Origin of the sequence: Knoellia pratensis, assembly GCF_042666395.1 — a bacterium.
GTDB lineage: Bacteria > Actinomycetota > Actinomycetes > Actinomycetales > Dermatophilaceae > Knoellia > Knoellia pratensis.
Genome location: NZ_JBHTDJ010000004.1, coordinates 67,787 through 86,677 on the forward strand (window position 1 = coordinate 67,787; position 18,891 = coordinate 86,677).

14 protein-coding genes and 1 riboswitch are annotated in these 18,891 nt (G+C 68.9%); of the genes, 11 read left to right on the forward strand and 3 right to left on the reverse strand.

Annotated elements, in window-relative coordinates; genetic code table 11:
• The first annotated feature begins 78 nt into the window (after positions 1–78).
• The 5 genes from ACFQRE_RS16470 to ACFQRE_RS16490 all read left to right on the forward strand — a co-directional run bounded on the left by ACFQRE_RS16470 (position 79) and on the right by ACFQRE_RS16490 (position 6,882).
• Positions 79–366, forward strand: coding sequence for a WXG100 family type VII secretion target (locus ACFQRE_RS16470; RefSeq protein WP_380124490.1), 288 nt, complete (start codon positions 79–81; stop codon positions 364–366).
• A complete protein-coding gene (locus tag ACFQRE_RS16475; protein WP_380124492.1) occupies positions 363–1,571 on the forward strand; it encodes a putative T7SS-secreted protein in 1,209 nt (402 codons plus the stop codon). The genes ACFQRE_RS16470 and ACFQRE_RS16475 overlap by 4 nt, the downstream gene beginning before the upstream one ends.
• A gap of 4 nt (positions 1,572–1,575) precedes the next feature.
• The gene (hrpA, locus tag ACFQRE_RS16480; RefSeq protein WP_380124494.1) at positions 1,576–5,448 is read left to right on the forward strand and encodes an ATP-dependent RNA helicase HrpA; all 3,873 of its coding nucleotides are present in this window, start codon (positions 1,576–1,578) and stop codon (positions 5,446–5,448) included.
• A 5-nt stretch (positions 5,449–5,453) separates the two neighbouring features.
• Positions 5,454–5,909 carry a DUF2867 domain-containing protein gene (locus ACFQRE_RS16485; protein WP_380124496.1) on the forward strand — a complete coding sequence of 152 codons (456 nt, stop codon included), beginning with the start codon at positions 5,454–5,456 and terminating at the stop codon, positions 5,907–5,909.
• Between the two features lie 64 nt (positions 5,910–5,973).
• A complete protein-coding gene (locus ACFQRE_RS16490) occupies positions 5,974–6,882 on the forward strand; it encodes a PAC2 family protein (RefSeq protein ID WP_380124498.1) in 909 nt (302 codons plus the stop codon).
• A gap of 253 nt (positions 6,883–7,135) precedes the next feature.
• On the opposite strand, the gene ACFQRE_RS16495 is transcribed toward ACFQRE_RS16490, so the two are convergent.
• Entirely contained in the window at positions 7,136–8,833 is a 1,698-nt protein-coding gene (locus ACFQRE_RS16495; RefSeq protein WP_380124501.1) for a DNA polymerase, read from the reverse strand.
• Between the two features lie 129 nt (positions 8,834–8,962).
• On the opposite strand from ACFQRE_RS16495, the gene ACFQRE_RS16500 reads away from it, so the two are divergent.
• From ACFQRE_RS16500 to ACFQRE_RS16525, 6 genes are all read left to right on the forward strand, one after another.
• Positions 8,963–9,712: an EcsC family protein gene (locus ACFQRE_RS16500; RefSeq protein WP_380124503.1), complete on the forward strand. Its 750-nt coding sequence runs from the start codon at positions 8,963–8,965 to the stop codon at positions 9,710–9,712.
• Between the two features lie 3 nt (positions 9,713–9,715).
• Positions 9,716–10,129 (forward strand): YkvA family protein, encoded by a 414-nt coding sequence (locus ACFQRE_RS16505; protein ID WP_380124505.1) that lies wholly within the window; start codon positions 9,716–9,718, stop codon positions 10,127–10,129.
• A gap of 94 nt (positions 10,130–10,223) precedes the next feature.
• Positions 10,224–11,516: a DUF4192 family protein gene (locus ACFQRE_RS16510; protein WP_380124507.1), complete on the forward strand. Its 1,293-nt coding sequence runs from the start codon at positions 10,224–10,226 to the stop codon at positions 11,514–11,516.
• 96 nt (positions 11,517–11,612) lie between these two features.
• Positions 11,613–11,724, forward strand: a riboswitch (SAM riboswitch).
• Between the two features lie 14 nt (positions 11,725–11,738).
• Complete coding sequence (gene metX / locus ACFQRE_RS16515; protein WP_380124509.1) at positions 11,739–12,878, forward strand: homoserine O-acetyltransferase MetX; 1,140 nt, start codon at positions 11,739–11,741, stop codon at positions 12,876–12,878.
• Positions 12,879–13,020: 142 nt separating this feature from the next.
• Positions 13,021–13,392 carry a universal stress protein gene (locus tag ACFQRE_RS16520; RefSeq protein ID WP_380124511.1) on the forward strand — a complete coding sequence of 124 codons (372 nt, stop codon included), beginning with the start codon at positions 13,021–13,023 and terminating at the stop codon, positions 13,390–13,392.
• Positions 13,393–13,601: 209 nt separating this feature from the next.
• Positions 13,602–15,236, forward strand: coding sequence for an RNA polymerase sigma factor (locus tag ACFQRE_RS16525; protein ID WP_420192070.1), 1,635 nt, complete (start codon positions 13,602–13,604; stop codon positions 15,234–15,236).
• A gap of 76 nt (positions 15,237–15,312) precedes the next feature.
• Here ACFQRE_RS16525 and ACFQRE_RS16530 read toward each other — a convergent pair whose 3' ends face one another.
• Together ACFQRE_RS16530 and ACFQRE_RS16535 are read right to left on the reverse strand one after the other, a co-directional pair.
• Positions 15,313–17,625 (reverse strand): transglutaminase TgpA family protein, encoded by a 2,313-nt coding sequence (locus ACFQRE_RS16530; RefSeq protein WP_380124513.1) that lies wholly within the window; start codon positions 17,623–17,625, stop codon positions 15,313–15,315.
• Complete coding sequence (locus ACFQRE_RS16535; protein ID WP_380124516.1) at positions 17,622–18,887, reverse strand: DUF58 domain-containing protein; 1,266 nt, start codon at positions 18,885–18,887, stop codon at positions 17,622–17,624. The genes ACFQRE_RS16530 and ACFQRE_RS16535 overlap by 4 nt, the downstream gene beginning before the upstream one ends.
• Positions 18,888–18,891: the final 4 nt, after the last annotated feature.

Here is an 18,891-nt window from a genome sequence, read left to right on the forward strand (position 1 = left end):
TCGCACGGGGCACGAAGTGGTCACGGGGGTGTGGATAACTCGGCGGTGAGATTCGCGGATAGATCTAGCGTCTGATGCATGACACGGATGCAGATCGGTGCCGAGGTGATCGCAGCCCTCGGTGTGTCCTTGGGGGACGTCGCGAGCGATCTTGAGTCGACCAAGGACGGGGAGGTCGACCGTTGGGCCATGGGCGGGGGCGAGGCGTCGGAGGCGTTCGACGACCTTCTCTATGGTTGGCGCCGCAACCGCCTGCTGCTGGCCAGGGTCCTGCGTGACCTCAGTGAGAAGGCCCAGAACGCGGGCCAGGCGTACGTCGAAACCGAAGTCGAGGCTCGACGCATGTTCGGTGGTGAAACGCGGTGATCGGCCAGACCCTCGCGCCCATCGAAGGCAACCCGGAGGCGGTGCGCGCGCTGTCACGCACCCTACGAGCGGCGGCAACAAAGCTCACGTCGATGAACGCGGTCCTCGTCGGCATCAAGGCTGGCGCCTCGTGGGACAGCCCTTCCGGGGAACTCTTCGAGGCAGCTGTGCGGCAGTCTCCACCGATCCTGGATTCACTCATTGACCGTTATGCCGGCGCCGCCGGCGCACTCATGACCTTCTCGGACGAGCTCGACCCCGCGCAGACCCGTGCCAACGCGGCCATCTCGCGCCATGAGGGGTCGACCCGGGAGTACTTCCGCCTGGAGGACGTTCTCGCCTCGGTGATGGGCACGCCGGAACAAGCGGTGGTTGAGGAGCGTCAGAAGCACGCCCTGCAGGCGATGCACTCAGCGCAGGACGATCACACAGCCGCGTGGAAGTCCTTCACCGCTGCCGACCAGCACCTTGCTCGTCAGCTGCGCCATCTGGCCCACGACATCCTCGATGACAGCGCCTTCTACAGCGTGCTGGCGAAGATGGATGAGTTCTCGCAGGAGTTGACCTACATCCCGCCCGTGACGCGCAGGTTCCCCCTCGTGAGCGCCCTGGCCACGGCTGGGGACCTTGCCGGGGGTGTCAGCGGGGTGTCCCTTCTCCTGCTCTACGGGGAAGGAAGCTGGAAGCAAGTGGGGATCAACGTCGCCGCCAGTGGAACGGTGATGGGTGCCAAGGGGCTGAAGACCGGTTCACTGGCCGCCTCCCGACCGATGTCGCGTCTGGCCGACGGCAAGCGCGTCTACGCAGGCGAACAACTCTCGACCAAGGACCGGTTCTTCATCGGGACTCGCGAAGAGCTGCACAAGAAGTACCCGAAGCTGGGCAGTGCTGTGGATCCACGCGTCCCGGAGAGCCGCATGGTCATTCCCCTCGCCAAGCTTGAGTCGATGCTCCCGACCAAGGGCATGCCTCTGGGGCAGAAAGCGAAGATCTGGCGTGCGCAGGCCAAGTCCGTGAGCCAGAGGCAGGTCGACAAGGTGTTCTTGGACAACTGGCGCGCAGCATCGGCGGGAGGGGCGAATGCCCAGAAGATGTTCGTCGCTGGTTCGACGTTGGAGCGTGCCGTGCCGAAACTCAAGGTGGGGGCCACCAACGCCCTGGTCGAAAAGCCGGAGGAGAAGGTCACGGCGCCGACCTATCCTTGAGCGCGTGCCGCAGCCAGAGCAACACGAGGGGACCCGCGTCCTCGACTCCGCCCCCGCCGAGCGCGGCCCCATCGACCCCGCGCAGCTGAAGTACCCGGAGCAGCTCCCCGTCGTCGAACGACGCGACGACATCCTCGCTGCCCTGCGTGACCACCAGGTCGTCGTCATCGCGGGCGAGACCGGGTCCGGCAAAACCACCCAGCTCCCCAAGATGTGCCTCGAGCTCGGCCTCGGCAGCACCGGCCAGATCGGACACACCCAGCCGCGCCGCATTGCCGCCCGTTCCGTCGCCGAACGCATCGCCGAGGAGATGGAGGTCGAACTCGGCGACCTCGTCGGCTACCAGGTCCGCTTCACCGACCACAGCAGCGACCGCACCCGCCTCAAGGTCATGACCGACGGCATCCTCCTCGCCGAGATGCAGCGCGACCGCGACCTGCGTCGCTACGACACGATCATCATCGACGAGGCCCACGAGCGGTCGCTCAACATCGACTTCATCCTCGGCTACCTCAAGTCGCTTCTCCCGCGCCGACCGGACCTCAAGGTCGTCATCACCTCGGCCACCATCGACCCGGCCCGGTTCGCCGAGCACTTCTCCACCGATGCTCGCGGCAACGTCGTGCGCGAGGTCCCGATCATCGAGGTCTCCGGCCGCACGTTCCCCGTCGAGGTCCGCTACCGGCCCCTCGTCGAGCGCAACGACACCGGCGGAATCATCGAGGAACGCGACCAGGTCACAGCCGTCTGCGACGCCGTCACGGAGCTCTGGACAGAGACTCCTCCCGGTCACAGCGCGACCGACATCCTCGTGTTCTTCTCCGGGGAGCGGGAGATCCGTGACGCCGCCGACGCCCTGGGCGGCCTCAACCTGCCGAGCACCGAAGTCCTCCCGCTCTATGCCCGCCTCTCGGCCAACGAGCAGCACCGCGTCTTCGCTCGAGGCAAGGGGCGCCGGATCATCCTGGCCACCAACGTTGCCGAGACCTCGCTGACGGTCCCGGGCATCGGCTACGTCATCGACACCGGCACCGCCCGCATCTCCCGCTACTCCCAGCGCACCAAGGTCCAGCGCCTCCCCATCGAGCCGATCTCCCAGGCCAGCGCCTCGCAGCGCTCTGGGCGATGTGGCCGAGTGGCGGATGGCATTGCGGTCAGGCTCTATTCAGAAGAAGACTTCGAGTCGCGCGACGAGTTCACCGAGCCAGAGATCCAGCGCACGTCCCTCGCTGCCGTCATCCTCCAGATGACCGCTCTGGGGCTTGGCGACATCGCGCGCTTCCCGTTCGTCGACGCCCCCGACCCGAAGCAGATCGCCGACGGTGTCCGCCTGCTCGACGAGCTCAACGCCCTCCAGGACGGCAAGGGCAGGCGGGGCGAGAGGCGACTCACGGCATACGGAAAGACCCTGGCGCGACTCCCGCTCGACCCGCGCATGGGCCGCATGATCATCGAGGCCAACCGCCTCGGCTGCACGCGCGAGGTCCTCGTCATCGTGGCGGCCCTCACCATCCAGGACCCGCGCGAACGTCCAGTCGACAAAGAGGCGCAGGCCCAGCAGCAGCACGCCCGCTTCAGGAGTGAGACCTCCGACTTCGCCGGCTTCCACTCCCTCTGGCGCTACCTCAAGGAGCAGCAGAAAGCGTTGTCCGGCAGCGCTTTTCGCCGCATGTGCAAGGCGGAGTTCCTGCACTACCTACGGATCCGCGAATGGCAGGACCTCCACCAACAGCTGCGCAGCGCCTGCAAGGCGGCCCGGATCGACCCCGACCAGAGCACGACCACGGCCGACGGCGAACCCGACTGGGACGTCGTCCACAAGGCCCTGCTCGCCGGCCTCCTGTCGCACATTGGCGTCCGCGACGAACAAAAACGTGAGTATGCCGGTGCGCGGGGTTCGCGTTTCGGCATCAATCCCGGTTCGGGCCTGTTCAAGAAGCAGCCCGACGTCGTCATGGCCGCGGAGCTCGTCGAGACGACTCGCCTGTGGGCCCGGGTCAACGCCGCGATCGACCCCGAGTGGGCCGAGGAGGTCGGCGCCCACGTCATCAAACGCACCTACAGCGAGCCGCGCTGGTCCAAGTCCAAGGGGAGTGTCATCGCTTCCGAGCGCGTGACGCTCTACGGCGTCCCGCTCATCGTGGACCGGACGGTGCTCTACGGCCGGATCAACCCGGAGGAGGCGCGTGACCTCTTCATCCGCAACGCCCTCGTCGAGGGGGACTGGGACACGCACCACAAGTTCTGGAAGGCCAACACCGACCTCCTGCAACGTCTTTCGGAGCTGGAGGAGCGAGCGCGTCGACGCGACCTCATCGTCGACGACGAGGTGGTGTTCGCGTTCTACGACGCTCGCATCCCGCCTGAGGTCACGTCCGTGCGGCATTTCGATCGTTGGTGGAAGGGCGAGCAGCGCCGCCGTCCCGACTTGCTGATGTTCACCGAGGCGCTCCTCACTCGCGAGGATGTCGACACCGTGTCGGCCAACGACTACCCGCGCACGTGGCGGCAGGGTGGTCTCGAGCTCGATGTGACCTACCAGTTCTCCCCGGGGGCCGACGCTGACGGAGTGACCGTCCACGTCCCGACAGCGATCCTCAACCAAGTGACGCCCACGGGCTTCGACTGGCAGGTGCCCGGGCTGCGCGAGGACCTCGCCATCGCCCTCCTCAAGTCCCTGCCCAAGCCGACGCGTCGTCACTTCGTGCCCACGCCGGACCATGCCCGTGCCGCCCTCGCTGGCGCCGAGCAGTCGTCCGGTGGGGCGTTCACCGACGAGCTGGCCCGGGTCCTGCGCGGCCGCACTGGCGTGAACATCCCTGCAGCAGAGTGGGATTGGGAGCGGGTGCCCGACCATTTGCGCATCACGTTCTCGATCGAGGGCCCCGGCGGCCGCGTCATCGCCCGTGGCAAGGATCTCGACGAACTGCGCCCGAAGTCCCAGGGGGCTGTCCGGCAGGGCATGGCCAAGGCCGGCGCCTCGATCGAGCGCAGCGGCCTCACACAGTGGAGCATCGACGACGTGCCGCGCACGTTCGAGGGTCGCTCGGGCGGGCACACCATCCAGGGGTATCCCGCACTCGTTGACGAGGGCTCGAGCGTGTCGCTCCGTGTCCTCGATCATCCGGGGTCGGCCGAAGCCGCCCATCGCGCTGGCGTTCGCCGTCTCCTGCTCCTCAACACCACGGCCCCGTGGAAGCGCGTCCTCGCCCGCCTCAGCAACGCCCAGAAGCTCGCGCTCGGTCAGAACCCCCACGGATCCGTCCCCGCCCTCCTCGAGGACTGCCTCGCCGCGGCGGTCGACTCGATCGTGGCCGACCTGGGCGGTGCCGAAAACGGGGGAGCGGTTCGCACCAGGGCCGAGTTCGAGGCCGCTCACGACGGCGTCCGCACCCATGTCGTCACCCGCGTCCTCCAGGTCATCGAGGCAGTCGAGCCCGTCCTGGCTCTCGCCACCGACGTCCGCCGTCGTCTCGACTCCCTGGAAGGGAGTGCCGTGAGGAACAGCCTCGCCGCCACCCTTGCCGACGTCCGGGCGCAGCTCAACGGCCTCATCCGCCCCGGCTTCGTGGCCGACAGCGGACTCCAGCGACTTCCGCACCTCCAGCGCTACCTGCGCGCGATGCTCCAACGCCTCGAGAAGGCCGCGACGAACCCCCGTGAAGCGCAGCTTCAGACACAGATCGACGCGATCGAGACGGCATACGCCGATCTCCTGGATGCGCTCCCGGCAACCGGACGGCGGGCACCCGCGGTGAGCGACATCGCCTGGATGATCGAGGAACTGCGCGTCAGCCTCTTCGCGCAGGCGCTCGGCACGGCCCACCCGGTCAGTGAGAAGCGCATCCGTGCAGCCATCGCGGCGGTGTCACCGTGAGCGGAATGCCGGGGTTTGCGAGTCGTGCCCTCGACGGAGTGCCAGAGCCCGATTTCGCCGACGTCCAGATCGTGCCGCTGCGTGGTGCGACCGGGATCGCCCCGGACGACTGGGTCCGGGCCATCTTCGACCGGCGCAGCATCCCGATCGGGGTCCGGGCGCTCTTCGGCCTGCGGGCCGTGCTCGTCCCGTTCATCGGCCTCAACCAGAGTCGCGAGCGGGCCTCGAACCCCTTCGAGGTCGAGGACGTCGTCGATGGTGAGGCACTGGTCGCCCACGATGAGCCGCACCTGCTCTTCCGGCTCGGCGTCGCTGTTGACGAGCAGGCTGGGCTGCTTCGCGCCACCACCGTGGTCGTCCACCACAACTGGCGCGGGCGCCTCTATTTCATTCCGGTGGGTGTGCTGCACGGGCCCGTGCTGCGTTCGATGATGGTTCGTGCGGTGAATCGGGCCCGATGAGGGAATCTCAGCGCGGCCCGACACGTTCCAACTTTCACGTGACCCCCCTGAGAGGTAAGTCCCCGTGCAGAACCCGTCTGATCTCTACCGTTTCGAACTCGATGGCCCCGCGCCCACCCGCGAACCGGGCGCGCTCATCGTGCTGCTCGGCGCCTTCATCGACGCCGGCAACATCCAGCGCATCCTCGGAACCCACCTCGTCGACACGAGTGAGGCCGAGGTGGTCGCAACCTTCGACGTCGATGCGCTCCTCGACTACCGCGGGCGCCGTCCCGCGATGGTGTTCGACACGAACCGCTGGGAGAGCTACGCCGACCCGTCCATGGTGCTCTACCGCATGAGCGATCGGGACGGGCAGACCTACTACCTCCTCACGGGTCCCGAGCCGGACTTCCAGTGGGAGCGCGCGATCGAGGCGATCCGCCAGCTCATCCAGCTGCTCGGCATCTCGCTCGTCGTCACGAGCCACGGCATCCCCATGGGTGTGCCGCACACGCGACCTGTCGGCATGACTGCGCACGCGACGGACGCTCGCCTCGTCGGGGGCAAGGAGTCGCCGTTCGGCACGGTGCAGGTGCCGGCGTCCTTCCCCGCGCTCCTTGAGCTGCGGCTCGGTGAGGCCGGCCGCGACGCCTTGGGCTTCGCGATCCACGTGCCGCAGTACCTCGCACAGGCCGAGTGGGCCGAGGGTGCCCTCGCCGCGCTCAACGCCATCACCGACGCGACCGGGCTCAACCTGCCCAACGACGACCTGATCGCCAAGGCCGGCGTCAACAACCGCGAGATCGCCTCCGAGCTCAACGACAACGCTGACGCCGGTCAGATCGTCAACGCACTCGAGCAGCAGTACGACGCGTTCGTCGAGGGTCAGGAGCGGCCGAGCCTGCTCGCGACCGAGGCCGAGGACCTCCCGTCGGCCGACGAGCTGGGCGCGGACATCGAGGAGTTCCTCCGCAACGTCAGCGACGACTGAAACCCCGACTTCGTGCCCGCTACGGACGGCGAGCTCCAGCGAGTTGTCCGTAGCGGGCACGAAGTCGGGAACGAGGTAGGTGGCGAGCTCCAGCGAGTTGTCCGTAGCGGGCACGAAGTCGGGAACGAGGTAGGTGGCGAGCTCCAGCGAGTTGTCCGTATGGGGCACGAAGTCGGGAACGAGGTAGGTGGCGAGCTCCAGCGAGTTGTCCGTATGGGGCACGAAGTCGGGAACGGCGTAGAGCGCGGGAGGGTCAGTCCTTGGCGTCGGACCAGCGGGCGATGACGGAGGTGTCGGCGACGAACCTCACAGGAGCGCCGGCGGCCCAGCGACGCGACGCGTCGGCCAACGACTGATCGACCAGCGCCGCCACCTCCGCAGCGCGTGACTCGGGGGCGTGCACGAGCAACTCGTCATGCAGGCACAGCACGATCTGCGCGCCCAGGGGTGCCCCAAGCGCCCGCACTGTCGCCGCCCACGCCTTGAACAGCTCCGCGGCCGCTCCCTGAATGATCGCGTTGCGCGCGAACCGTCCTCGGGCAGCGTCGAGCGCCGGGTTGGTGCCGACCGGCGACTGCGCCAGGAAACGTCCGGTGGGGATGAGCCGACCGCCAAAGGTCCGCAACGGCTCGCCGCGCACCCCTGTGTCGTAGGCCCGGTCGAGCAGCCCCATCGCCACGGGATACGCCCGCTCCAACCCCTTGAGCGCCTCGCCCGCCGCCCCCGACCGCTGGCCGTACATCGCCGCCAGCACGGCGATCTTGGCAACGGGGCGATCCACCCCCAACCGCGACGCGACGGGCGCATAGAGGTCGTCGGCCCGCGTCGCCTCGGCAAAGGCCGGATCCCCCGAGACGACGGCCAGCACGCGCGGCTCGATCTGCCCGAGGTCGGCGCGGACGAAGACGTGTCCCGGATGCGCCGCCACACCGGAACGCAGTGCCGCCGGCAGGTTGTGCAGGCCGTTCTCGGCCGTCATCCGCCCTGCGGCCCCGTCGCATGCGGTCCAGCCTCCGCGCAGCCGGTCGTCCGGCCCGACGCACTGGTCGAGCCAGCGGTAGCCATAGGTCGTCGCGATGCGCTCTGCCTTGCGCCAGGCCAACAACGCGTCGACGACGGGGTGCACGTGCCGATATGCGTCGAGCACCCACTTGCGCGTGTTGGGCACATCGACCCCGACCCCGGCAAGCATGTCGCGCACCTGCACCGGGTTGCGCAGGTCGGTCGACTCGCGCCCAGGAACGTGCCGCAGCACCTCGGCGTCGCGCTCTCGCCGAGCCACGGCAGCAGCCTCCTCCGACGCTGCCCGCGGCCCAGCGAACTCCCCGATGAGGCGCTCCATCACGACCCGGTCGACCGGCAACCCGCCCGCCTCCAGCTCGAGGCACATGAGCGCCGCCGCAGACTCGGAGTGGATGGTGCCGACGATCCGAGCACCCAGCGAGTCGGCCCGATCACGCTGTCGCACAGCGCATTCGAGCGCAGCCTGCGCCCAACGGAGCAGCCGCTCGTCGCTCTCGAGCCAGCCGGACGCCGCGTCGGCGCGCAGGTGCCCGTCGCCTCGGACGAGCTCCTCGGGACCGATGCCGTCCGATCCGGTGAAGTCGAAGAGGTCACCTCCCGACGGGGTCGGCATCGTCGCAACGGGTATGCCGTGTGCCCCCGCCCACACTCGGCCGGGCTCGGCCTTCCACCCGCCGTGCACGATGCGGTGGGCCTCCGCGAGGTCCCAGACCCGGGCGAGAGGTGAGCCGACAGCGGCCACCAGCTCGCCGGCATACGCCGCGGACCACCAGACCCACCGCGGTCGGGACGTCGACTCGGAGGCGACCATCGCGGACGCGATCTCAGCGACCGATCCGACGACGCGCAGGTCCGGCCCAACGAGGGCGGCGCGCCCACGGTGGACGACGACGGCGACGAGGTCGACACCTGTCGCTGGAGTAGCCATGAGCGGCAGCCTAGGTGAGGTCGATGACAGTGCGCGCAGCCCGGCATACCCGCTCTGACGTGGCAGGATCGGTGATGACAGCACCGCTACGGTGGCCCGGTCGGACCGGGCGCGCCACAGGAGGCCACGATGGGACTCTTCGGATTCGGCAAGGACGACGCCAAGGACGCCAAGGACCAGGTCGCCCAGACCAAGTCGGCACTTGAGCAGGCCCAGGATGCGCCCAAGGACCAGGGGTTCATCGGCAACCACGCCGCCAAGCTCGTCGAGAACCTCCTCGACAGCGGCATCGACGGCAAGGGTCCGTTCGACTCGGCCACCAAGGTCGCGGCCGCCGCCCTCAAGAAGAACAACGGCAACGTCGACGAGGCCGTCGACAGTGTCGTCAAGAGCCACCTCAAGCTCGCCGCGGCGGGCGGGTTCGTCACGAGCATCGGCGGGTTCATCACGCTGCCGATCTCGCTGCCCGCCAACGTCCTCGGCTTCTACCTCCTGGCCACGCGCATGACCGGCGCGGTCGCGTCCTTGCGCGGACACGACATCACGCAGCCACAGATCCGCACCGCCGTCCTCCTCACCCTCGTGGGGGCGGACGCCGACGACCTGCTCGCGAAGGCCGGCATGGTCGCGCCGACGGGACGTCTCACCAACCTCGCGGCCCAGCGACTCCCCGGCCCGGCTCTCATGGTCGTCAACAAGGCCATCGGCTTCCGGCTCCTGTCGACCGCGGGCAAGAAGACGTTCAGCCGCTTCGGACGCAACGTGCCGCTCATCGGTGGCGTCGTCGGAGCAGGTCTCGACGGCTGGCTGCTCAACCGCATCGCTGACAATGCCCGCCGCGAGTTCCCGCCGGCGACGGCGCAGATCACGGGAGCCTGAACCATGGCGCTGCACTCCAAGGTGTCCACGTTCAAGAGCCTCGCGACGGCGGTGCGCATTGCGACCCGTCCCGGTGGGCCGTCCATGCTCGAACGGGCCCAGGCGGTGCCGCGGCTCGTCAAGGCCGTGCGTTCGGGTGAATACCAGGGGACGTCCGTCGGACGGCTCCTCATGATCCTCGGGGCGGCGGGCTATCTCGTTTCGCCCGTGGACCTCCTGCCGGAGGGCATCCTGGGTGCCTTTGGTCTGGCCGACGACGCCATGGTGGGCTCGTGGCTGGCCGCGCAGCTCGTCACCGAGACCGAGGAGTTCCTCGCGTGGGAGCGCTCCACCGGTCGCGGTTCGGGGCACGGCGCGTCGGTGCCGGGCGAAGTCGTCGACGACTCCCGTGACGATTCCCCGTCACCTCGTGCGTGAGCTCTGTCCACAGGCCTTGCGCGTATGCCGTGTTGTCCACAATCGCGTGAACTGAGGCTTTCGCGGGCGGTGGGGTTCTTCCGACGCTGAGGGCATGACCTCAGTGAAGATCTCCACCACCGAAGAGCTGCTTGCCGTCCTGCCGCACCAGCTCGGCTACCGCCTCCACGACTGTGTCGCCATCTTGATGGTGACCGACAAGATCGTGGGGCCTGTCGCGCGCACCGACCTGCCCGACGAACGCGACGTCATGGAAGCGGCGGCGAACGTCCTCGACAGTCTGCTTCGCGTCGAGCCGCAGTTGGCCATGCTGGTGGGCTACGAATCGGTGCCGGGCGAGTCGCGGTCGCTCATGCACGCCCTGCACGACGGCCTGCTCGACGCCGGCGTCGCACTCATCGACCACGTCACGGTCCGTGACGGCCGGTGGTGGGGTGCCTGCTGCCGGCCTGGCGACACGCTCGACGGCTTGCGGCCCGAGCACCTCAAGGGCCATCCGATGGCCGATGACGCCTCCGTGCCGGCGGTGGCCGAGTTCATCGCACGGGGGAGTGCCCCCCTGTCGGATCGCACGGCCGCTGGGGCTCTCGTGCAGGAGGACCCGGTCCTGAGCGGCGGGGTCGGGGATGAGCTCGCGAAGTTGTGGGAGGAGTTCTGCCGGCAGATTGATCCGGAAAACCTCCTCAACGCCGGTGACGATGACGACCACGACAAGGACGAGGACGAGGACGACTGCACGGGGTGCTGCGAACCCGGCACGTGCAGCTGGTGCGACTCGTGGGACGAAAGCGATGAACAGGATGACGACGACGATGACCTGGCTGAGGAAAGGGAGCAGGCACGGCTTGCCCTCCTCGGGCAGGTGATCGCGCGCATCAGCGAGCAGTCACAGCAGGCCCAGCGGGTGCCAGAGCTCTGGGCCCGGGTGCTGGCGCCACCGGGGGAGCGGGGAGACGTCTTCGAGGTCTCCGACGTCCAGGTCGCACGCATGGTGCGCTCTCTCGTCAACAGGGCCTGGCGCGACGCGCTCATCGCGTGGCTGTCTCCCGTGATGTTCCCCCTCGACAAGGTCGACGACGACTCGAACGCGTTGTTGCGCAGTCACGTGCCGACGGGGCCGGCCACGACACAGGTGGCCTCACAGGTCGCCCTGCGGCGGCTGCTCCAGCTCGCGCGACGCGTGCCCGACACGTGGTCGCACGAGGCTGCGGCGATCTGCACGATGGCCGCCTGCGTGGCCTGGGGCATCGGCAACGGCTCGACCGCTGGTGATGCGGTGACCCGTGCGCTGCGCGTCGATCCGGACTATCGCCTCGCGAAGTACCTCGGTCGGATGATCGAGTTCCAGATGCGTCCTCGCCACCTCTGGACCGACGTCGCCGCCTGAACCGACGGCGTGCGCCGTGAGGCTGCGAAATCTGCTCACTCTCACGCTGCGGACAGGGTGCCGTCGCAGGCGTCGCCGGTTCTAGACTCGGGCACAGGTCATGAGTCCCAGCGACAAGCCCCGGCTTGCTGGGCGGCAACCCTCCTCGCGGTGGGGTGCCCCGGGTGAAGACACGGCCCTTCCGGCATCGGAGGGGCAAGCGCGATCCGAGGAGCAACTCCGATGACCATCACCGACCTCCCGACAGCGTCGTTCTGGCGCCCGGGCGACCACCCGGGCGAGCGTCAGTTCGCCCACGTGGGGCCCGTCGCGCTCGAGCGCGGTGACTCGCTGCCCGACGTCACCGTGGCCTACGAGACGTGGGGAACGCTCAACGCCGCCCGCGACAACGCGGTGCTCGTCGAACACGCCCTCACCGGCGACGCCCACGTCGAAGGCCAGGCCGGTCCGGGCCACGCCACGCCCGGGTGGTGGGACGGGCTGGTGGGGCCGGGACGCCCGCTCGACACCGACCGCCTCTTCGTCGTCGCGAGCAACGTCCTCGGCGGGTGCCAGGGCACGACGGGTCCCTCGAGCGACGCTCCCGACGGTCACCCCTGGGGTGGACGGTTCCCGGCCATCACGATTCGCGACCAGATCACGGTCGAGGTGCTCCTGGCCGACCAGCTCGGTATCGACCGCTGGGCAGGTGTCCTCGGCGGGTCCATGGGTGGGATGCGCGCCATCGAGTGGGCGACCTCCCATCCGGAGCGGGTCGAGACGTGCATCGTGATCGCCTCCACGGCATACGCGACCGCCGACCAGATCGCCTGGTGCCAGCCGCAGTTGCTCGCCATCCGGAGCGACCCTCGTTTCCACGCGGGTGACTACTACGAGCACGGCGTGGCACCGCTCGACGGGCTGGGGATCGCCCGCCGCATCGCCCACGTGACCTATCGCCACGAGGGCGAGCTCTCGGAGCGGTTCGGTCGTGATGCCCAACCGGGTGAGGAACCGCTCGGTCGTGGCGGACGGTTCGCGGTCGAGTCCTACCTCGACCACCATGCTGGCAAGTTGGGTGCGCGTTTCGACGCCAATTCCTACCTCGTCCTCAGCGAGGCAATGAACAGTCACGACATCGGCCGTGACCGCGGGGGAGTCGCAGCGGCGCTCGCGGCCTTCACCGGTCGCCTCGTCGTCGCTGGCGTCGACACCGACCGGCTCTATCCGGCGCGCCTCTCCGAGGAGATCGCGGCACTTCGCCCGGGCACGACGTTGAAGCACATCTCGTCGCGGTTCGGCCACGACGGTTTCCTCATCGAGATCGAGCGGGTCGGTCAGATCATCCGCGAGGCGTTCGACGGTGGCCCGGGCGACGTCTGATCGGGCACTGATCTGGCACAGACGGCGCCACGCTCGTCTCGGCCTCAAGGCGCGCCGGGCTGGCCCCGTGTCAAGCGTCACAATCTCCGGTACGGTCCCAGCAAGAGCCCGAGCGGGCTGACCTGCTGTCAAGGAGGAACTCGTGGCCATCGTCGTGGGATACATCCCGACCAAGGAAGGCGCGGCCGCGCTGACTCGTGCCGGCGAGGAAGCACTCCTGCGCAAGACCAATCTCATCATCATCAACTCCGACCGCGACGGGTCAGGTGACGGCGGCGATCTCGAGTCCGTCCGCAAGGACCTGGAGGGCAAGGGTGTCGACATCGAGATCCGCCAGCTGGTCCGCGGCAACGAGCCGGCCGAGGATCTCATCGGCGTCGCCGAAGAGATCGGCGCCGAGCTCATCGTCATCGGTCTGCGCCGCCGCACCCCCGTGGGCAAGCTGATCCTGGGTTCCAACGCCCAGCGGATCCTGCTCGACGCACCCTGTCCGGTGCTCGCCGTCAAGAGCTGATCGACACCTGAAGGAATCGCCGCGGCTCCCCCTGGAATAGGGATGGGGGCCGCGGCGATTTATAATGTAAACGCACCCTCCAAGCAACGGCCGATCCTCACCCCTGCGGATCACGTCAGAGAGTGCACAAACTTGACCAGCCGGTCAGTGCTCCGCCCGCGCGTGAGCATCGCCGTGTGCTCCCCGTGACGAAAGGTTGTCGGTCGCCTGTGCCCACGAACGCCTCCGAGATGCCCCTCCCCACCGAGTTCAGCCACCCCGCCCTCCAGGACCTTGTCCGCGCCGGACACACGACCGGCCAGGTGACGGGTGAGCAGGTGGCCCAGGCCATCCACGCGGCGGGTGTGAAGGCCAGCCGCGGTCGGATCGTCCTGACGGCACTGGCCGCTCAGGGCATCGAGGTCAGCATGACGCTGCCGGACCGCGCTGTGGCTGCGACCAAGGCGACGGCCAAGAAGACGACCACCGCCACGACCAAGAAGGCGGCTGCAGCCAAGGCCACTCCGGCCAAGGCCACCGCAACCAAGGCCACCGCTGCGAAGGCCACCGCCACCAAGACGGCCGCGAGCAAGGCCGCCGACGCCGACGAGACTTCGGCCACGAAGGCCGCTCCGGCCAAGAAGGCGGCGGCTGCGAAGACCACCAAGGCTGCTCCGGCCGCCAAGGCCGCTCCGGCCGCGACGACCAAGCAGGCCGCTTCCGCTGCAGTGACGCCGGCCGCCAAGGCCGCCGCCAAGAAGACCGCGGCCAAGAAGGCTGCTGCTGCCAAGGCCGACGCCGACGTTGCTGCGGTCGCGGCCGGGCCCGAGGACGAGGGCGACGACGCTGACGACAAGAAGGACGAGCCCGCGACCACTGCGGTCGCAGCTGGTGGCTTCGTCCTGCGTGATGACGACGAAGAGGACGCCCCCGTCCAGCAGGTCGTCACCGCTGGTGCGACGGCCGATCCGGTCAAGGACTACCTCAAGCAGATCGGCAAGGTCGCCCTCCTCAACGCCGAGCAGGAGGTCGAGCTCGCCAAGCGCATCGAGGCCGGCCTGTTCGGTGAGGAGCGCCTCAACTCGGGCGACAAGATCGACATGAAGCTCAAGCGCGAGCTGTGGTGGATCGCCCAGGACGGAAAGAACGCCAAGAACCACCTGCTCGAGGCCAACCTGCGTCTGGTCGTCTCGCTCGCCAAGCGCTACACCGGTCGCGGCATGCTCTTCCTCGACCTCATCCAGGAGGGCAACCTCGGCCTGATCCGTGCGGTCGAGAAGTTCGACTACACCAAGGGCTACAAGTTCTCGACCTACGCGACGTGGTGGATCCGTCAGGCCATCACGCGTGCCATGGCCGACCAGGCCCGCACGATCCGTATCCCGGTCCACATGGTCGAGGTCATCAACAAGCTGGCGCGTGTGCAGCGTCAGATGCTCCAGGACCTGGGCCGCGAGCCAACTCCAGAAGAACTCGCCCTGGAGCTTGACATGACGCCCGAGAAGGTCGTCGAGGTGCAGAAGTACGGCCGCGAGCCGATCTCCCTGCACACGCCCCTCGGCGAGGACGGCGACAGCGAGTTCGGAGACCTCATCGAGGACTCCGAGGCCGTGGTCCCGGCCGACGCGGTGAGCTTCACGCTCCTCCAGGAGCAGCTGCACTCGGTCCTCGACACACTCTCCGAGCGCGAGGCCGGCGTCGTCTCGATGCGCTTCGGTCTCACCGACGGTCAGCCCAAGACCCTCGACGAGATCGGCAAGGTCTACGGCGTGACGCGTGAGCGCATCCGTCAGATCGAGTCCAAGACGATGAGCAAGCTCCGTCACCCGAGCCGTTCGCAGGCCCTTCGGGACTACCTCGACTGAGTCTCCAACTCAACGAACGACGCAACGTATGCCGTCCGCTCACCAGAGCGGGCGGCATACGTGCGTTGTGGCTGGGTCAGTGGCGGCGGAGGCGGGACCAGGCTGCGCGGGGCCAGTCGACCACGGCGTCCCTGGTGTCTCGCCATTGCCGCAGGCCATCACCCGGCACGAGGTGGGCCCTTACCTGGTCGCTGCGTTGACGAGCCGACAGGGCGGCCTTCCAGACGGTCTTCGCATCCGCGTGCACGTCGGGGATCTGCGCCTGCGGAGGGGCGTAGCGAGCCCGCTCGACCGTGGCCACGATGCGGCCCATGGCCTCCTTGGACCTGCCCGACAGGATGGCGTCCTGGGTGAGCCGCGCTCCGGCCTGGCGGGGGGTGCTGCCGTCCGGCGGAGCGATGCCGATGTCACCGAGGCGTGAGATGAGCGAGGCCCATTCGGCCTCGACCCGTTCGGCATCGTCGCGGGCCGCGATCCGCAGCCGGCGGCGCCGCACCCGGGCCGCGACGGGCAGCAGGAGCAGGGACAGCACGACGGCGAGCAGGACGACGAGGACAAACAGGTTGTCGCCGACCCAGGCGATGGGCCCGGACGCTGTCGACGACTGGTCGTCGACAGCACCGGCGTCGCTCTCGGGGCGTTCACTGGTGGAAGGCGACGGGACCGCGCCAGTGGGTGTCGGGGTGGGGGTCGCCGACGAGCCGACCTCTGCCGGGATGAGGCTGTAGGTGGGCGCACCACCGGTGCGCACGCCGGGAGTGGGCTCGAACCGGGTCCAGCCCAGGTCGGGGAACCACAACTCGGGCCATGCGTGGGCGTCAGCAGCCTTCACCGTGTAGGAGCCGTTGGTGTAGGTGCCGGGGAGGAACCCGATGGCCATCCGCGACGGAATGCCCTTGAGCCGGGCCGCCATGATGAAGGCCGACGCGAACTGCACGCAGTAGCCGGTGCGTGACACGAGGAAGTTCGACAGGGGGTCGGACATCATCGTCCGACCCGACACCGGATCGGTGGGGGTCGGCAGCTGGAGTGAGTAGGTGTACTGGGTGCTGCGGAAGTGCGCCTGCAACAGGCGGGCGGTCTCGAGCGCTGAGGAGCCCTCTGGCACAACGGTGTCGACGAGTTGCTGGAGGCGGTCCAGACCTTCACCGTCGATCTCGCTGTAGATCCCCTCCTCCCAGCCGCGCGGGCGGGGCCCCTCGAGTGAGAAGGCGCTGTCGGTGGGCGCGAGCTGGCTGTAGGTGGCGGCGTAGTCGTCGATCTTCTGGTCGACCTCATAGCTGCCGACGAGGTTGCTGCGCAGTGGCACATCACCCAGGTTGACCGCGACCAGCGGAGTGGGAAGAGCGATCTGGGGCGCCTGCAGCCGGTTGTCCTTGACCTTGACGTTGACGTTGGTCCGCTTGACGTCGGCATCACCGACCGGCGTGTCCGGCCCTCCGGTGAGGACCTCGTTGGCGTCGAGTGACGTGCTCCACTGGCCCCGCCGGTAGTCGGTGAGGACGCCGACGCGCAGGGGATCAGGGGAGGTGGCGGTTGTCGTGTAGTCGAGAACGGGGGACTGGGACTGGTCCTCGAGCGAGCGGAGCAGATCGACGGTCGTGTTGAGGGTGATCGCGTCACCGCCGCCGCGGGCGTTGTCGGACCGACCGAGCCCGTCGGCGATGAACGTCGTCGGCAGGTGTGGCACGACCATCGGCAGCACCACCGCGAGGGCCAGGGCGCCAGCGCCGAGGAGTCGCGCCGTCCCGGCCACGCCGAGGACGGGGTCGTGGTCTTCGCCATCGACACCTCGTGGGACCGCGGTGCTCCAGCGGCGCACCGTGCCAAGGCCCTGGGTGGCGAGGAGGGAGAGCCAGAACGCGACGGGCAGGATGAAGTACTTCCAGGACAGCCCCTCACCGGAGTTCGTCGCCGAGACGAGGTAGGCCGTGAGCAGGGCGAGCCCGGCGAGGGCCGGCGAGCGCAGGGTCACCCCGATGGCGTCGACGACCAGTGCCGTGAGGCCGACGAGGATCGTGATGGCCACGATGACGCCGCGTTCGGTGGGGGCGGGGGCCGAGTAGGCCATGACCGTGTCGCCTGCCTCGCGCAGGAGGATGCCGAGCGACGAGACGGTGTCGGCGCCCGGGACGAAGCCGAAGTAGAGGTGCCCCTGGCCGTGCATCCACGAGATCGCGAGGAAGGCCGCGATCGCCTGTCCGAGGACGACCAACCACCTGGACGCGACGAGCGTTCGCAGGCCGAGGCCGACGAGCGCGATGGTCATGACGACGACGACGCTGGGACGCACCCACGTGTTGGCGTCGAACAGTGTGAGCAGGGGAAGCGCGACGGTGAAGGTCGCCAGAGCCGCGAGCAGCGTCTCGACCGGGCGGGTGCGGTTCATCGTGCACCCAAGAGGGTGCGGGAGCCGGCGACGGTCGCCCAGGCGTCAGCGACCCCGAGGCCGGGCTCGACGGAGAGGACCGACCATCCGGCCCCTGCGAGGGATGCGGTCGTGGCGCGAGGGTCGAGGTCCTCGAGGGCGGGGGTTCGACCTGGGCCGGCGAACGCACCGGCGTCGACGACGAAGGACAGGCCCGGGCCGCCCGGCTGGCGCAACGAGGACAGGGCGCGCGCAGCGTCGTCGTCGACGGCGCCGACCAGAGCGACGATGAGACCGCCCTGGGCCGTGGCCGCGCTCGCCGCGTGGAGGAGGCTGCCGATGCCGGCCTCGTCGGTGGGCACGGCGCGAGCGAGGGTCTCCAGGGCCTGGTCGAGGTCGAAGTCCTCGCGGACCCCCGACTCCTGACCTGCGTCAGGGGTGAGCAGGTGCACGGCGAAGCCCGTGTCGAGCAGGTGGGTCACGACGGAGGCCGCCATGGTCACGGCCCACTCGAGCGACCCGGTGGGACCCTTGCCGCCGTGGGCGCGGGCGCGGGTGTCGAGAAGGACGACGGCCCGACGCTTGGCCGGACGGTCCTCCTGGCGCACCATGAGTTCTCCGGTGCGGGCCGTCGCTGGCCAGTGGATGCGGCGCAGGTCGTCGCCGTCGCGGTACTCGCGCACCGACTGGTCGTCCTCACCGTGCAGGGCCACGCGGTGGGGGACCGATCCCTCGGCGCCGAGCCCACGCCCGAGCGCTCGCCCGTCGCTGAGGCTGAGGACGCGGGGCAGGACGAGCAGTTCGTCGTGGGTGCTGAGCGACGCGTGACGCATGGTCAGACCGAAGGGGTCCTGGACGCGAACGCCGAGCGGCCCGAGACGGTGAGCGCCGCGCGCGTGGGCGCGGACGGCATACTCCACATGCGTCGTGACACTGGCGGGCAGCGCGGGGATGACGAACCGCGGCCGGTCGCCCAGGGAGTAGTCGAGGTGTTCCTCGGCGAACAGGGCGGGCGAGCGGGTCAGGGAAGGGTTGGAGATCGTCATCTGCACGACGGCAGGCTCGTCGATGGTGACGCGTGAGGGTCGTGCGTGCCGCTCCACGACGAGGGTGAGGTCATGGCGACGACCCAGCATCCCGGCGAAGATCGGCAGCGCCATGAGCGCGGTGCCGATGCGGCTGAGATCGTGCTGACCCAGGGCCAATCCAGCGAGGACGAGGACGATCCCCGAGGCGAGGAAGGCCGCGCCTCGCGTCGTGAGGGAGTCTCGGAACCGACGCATGTCG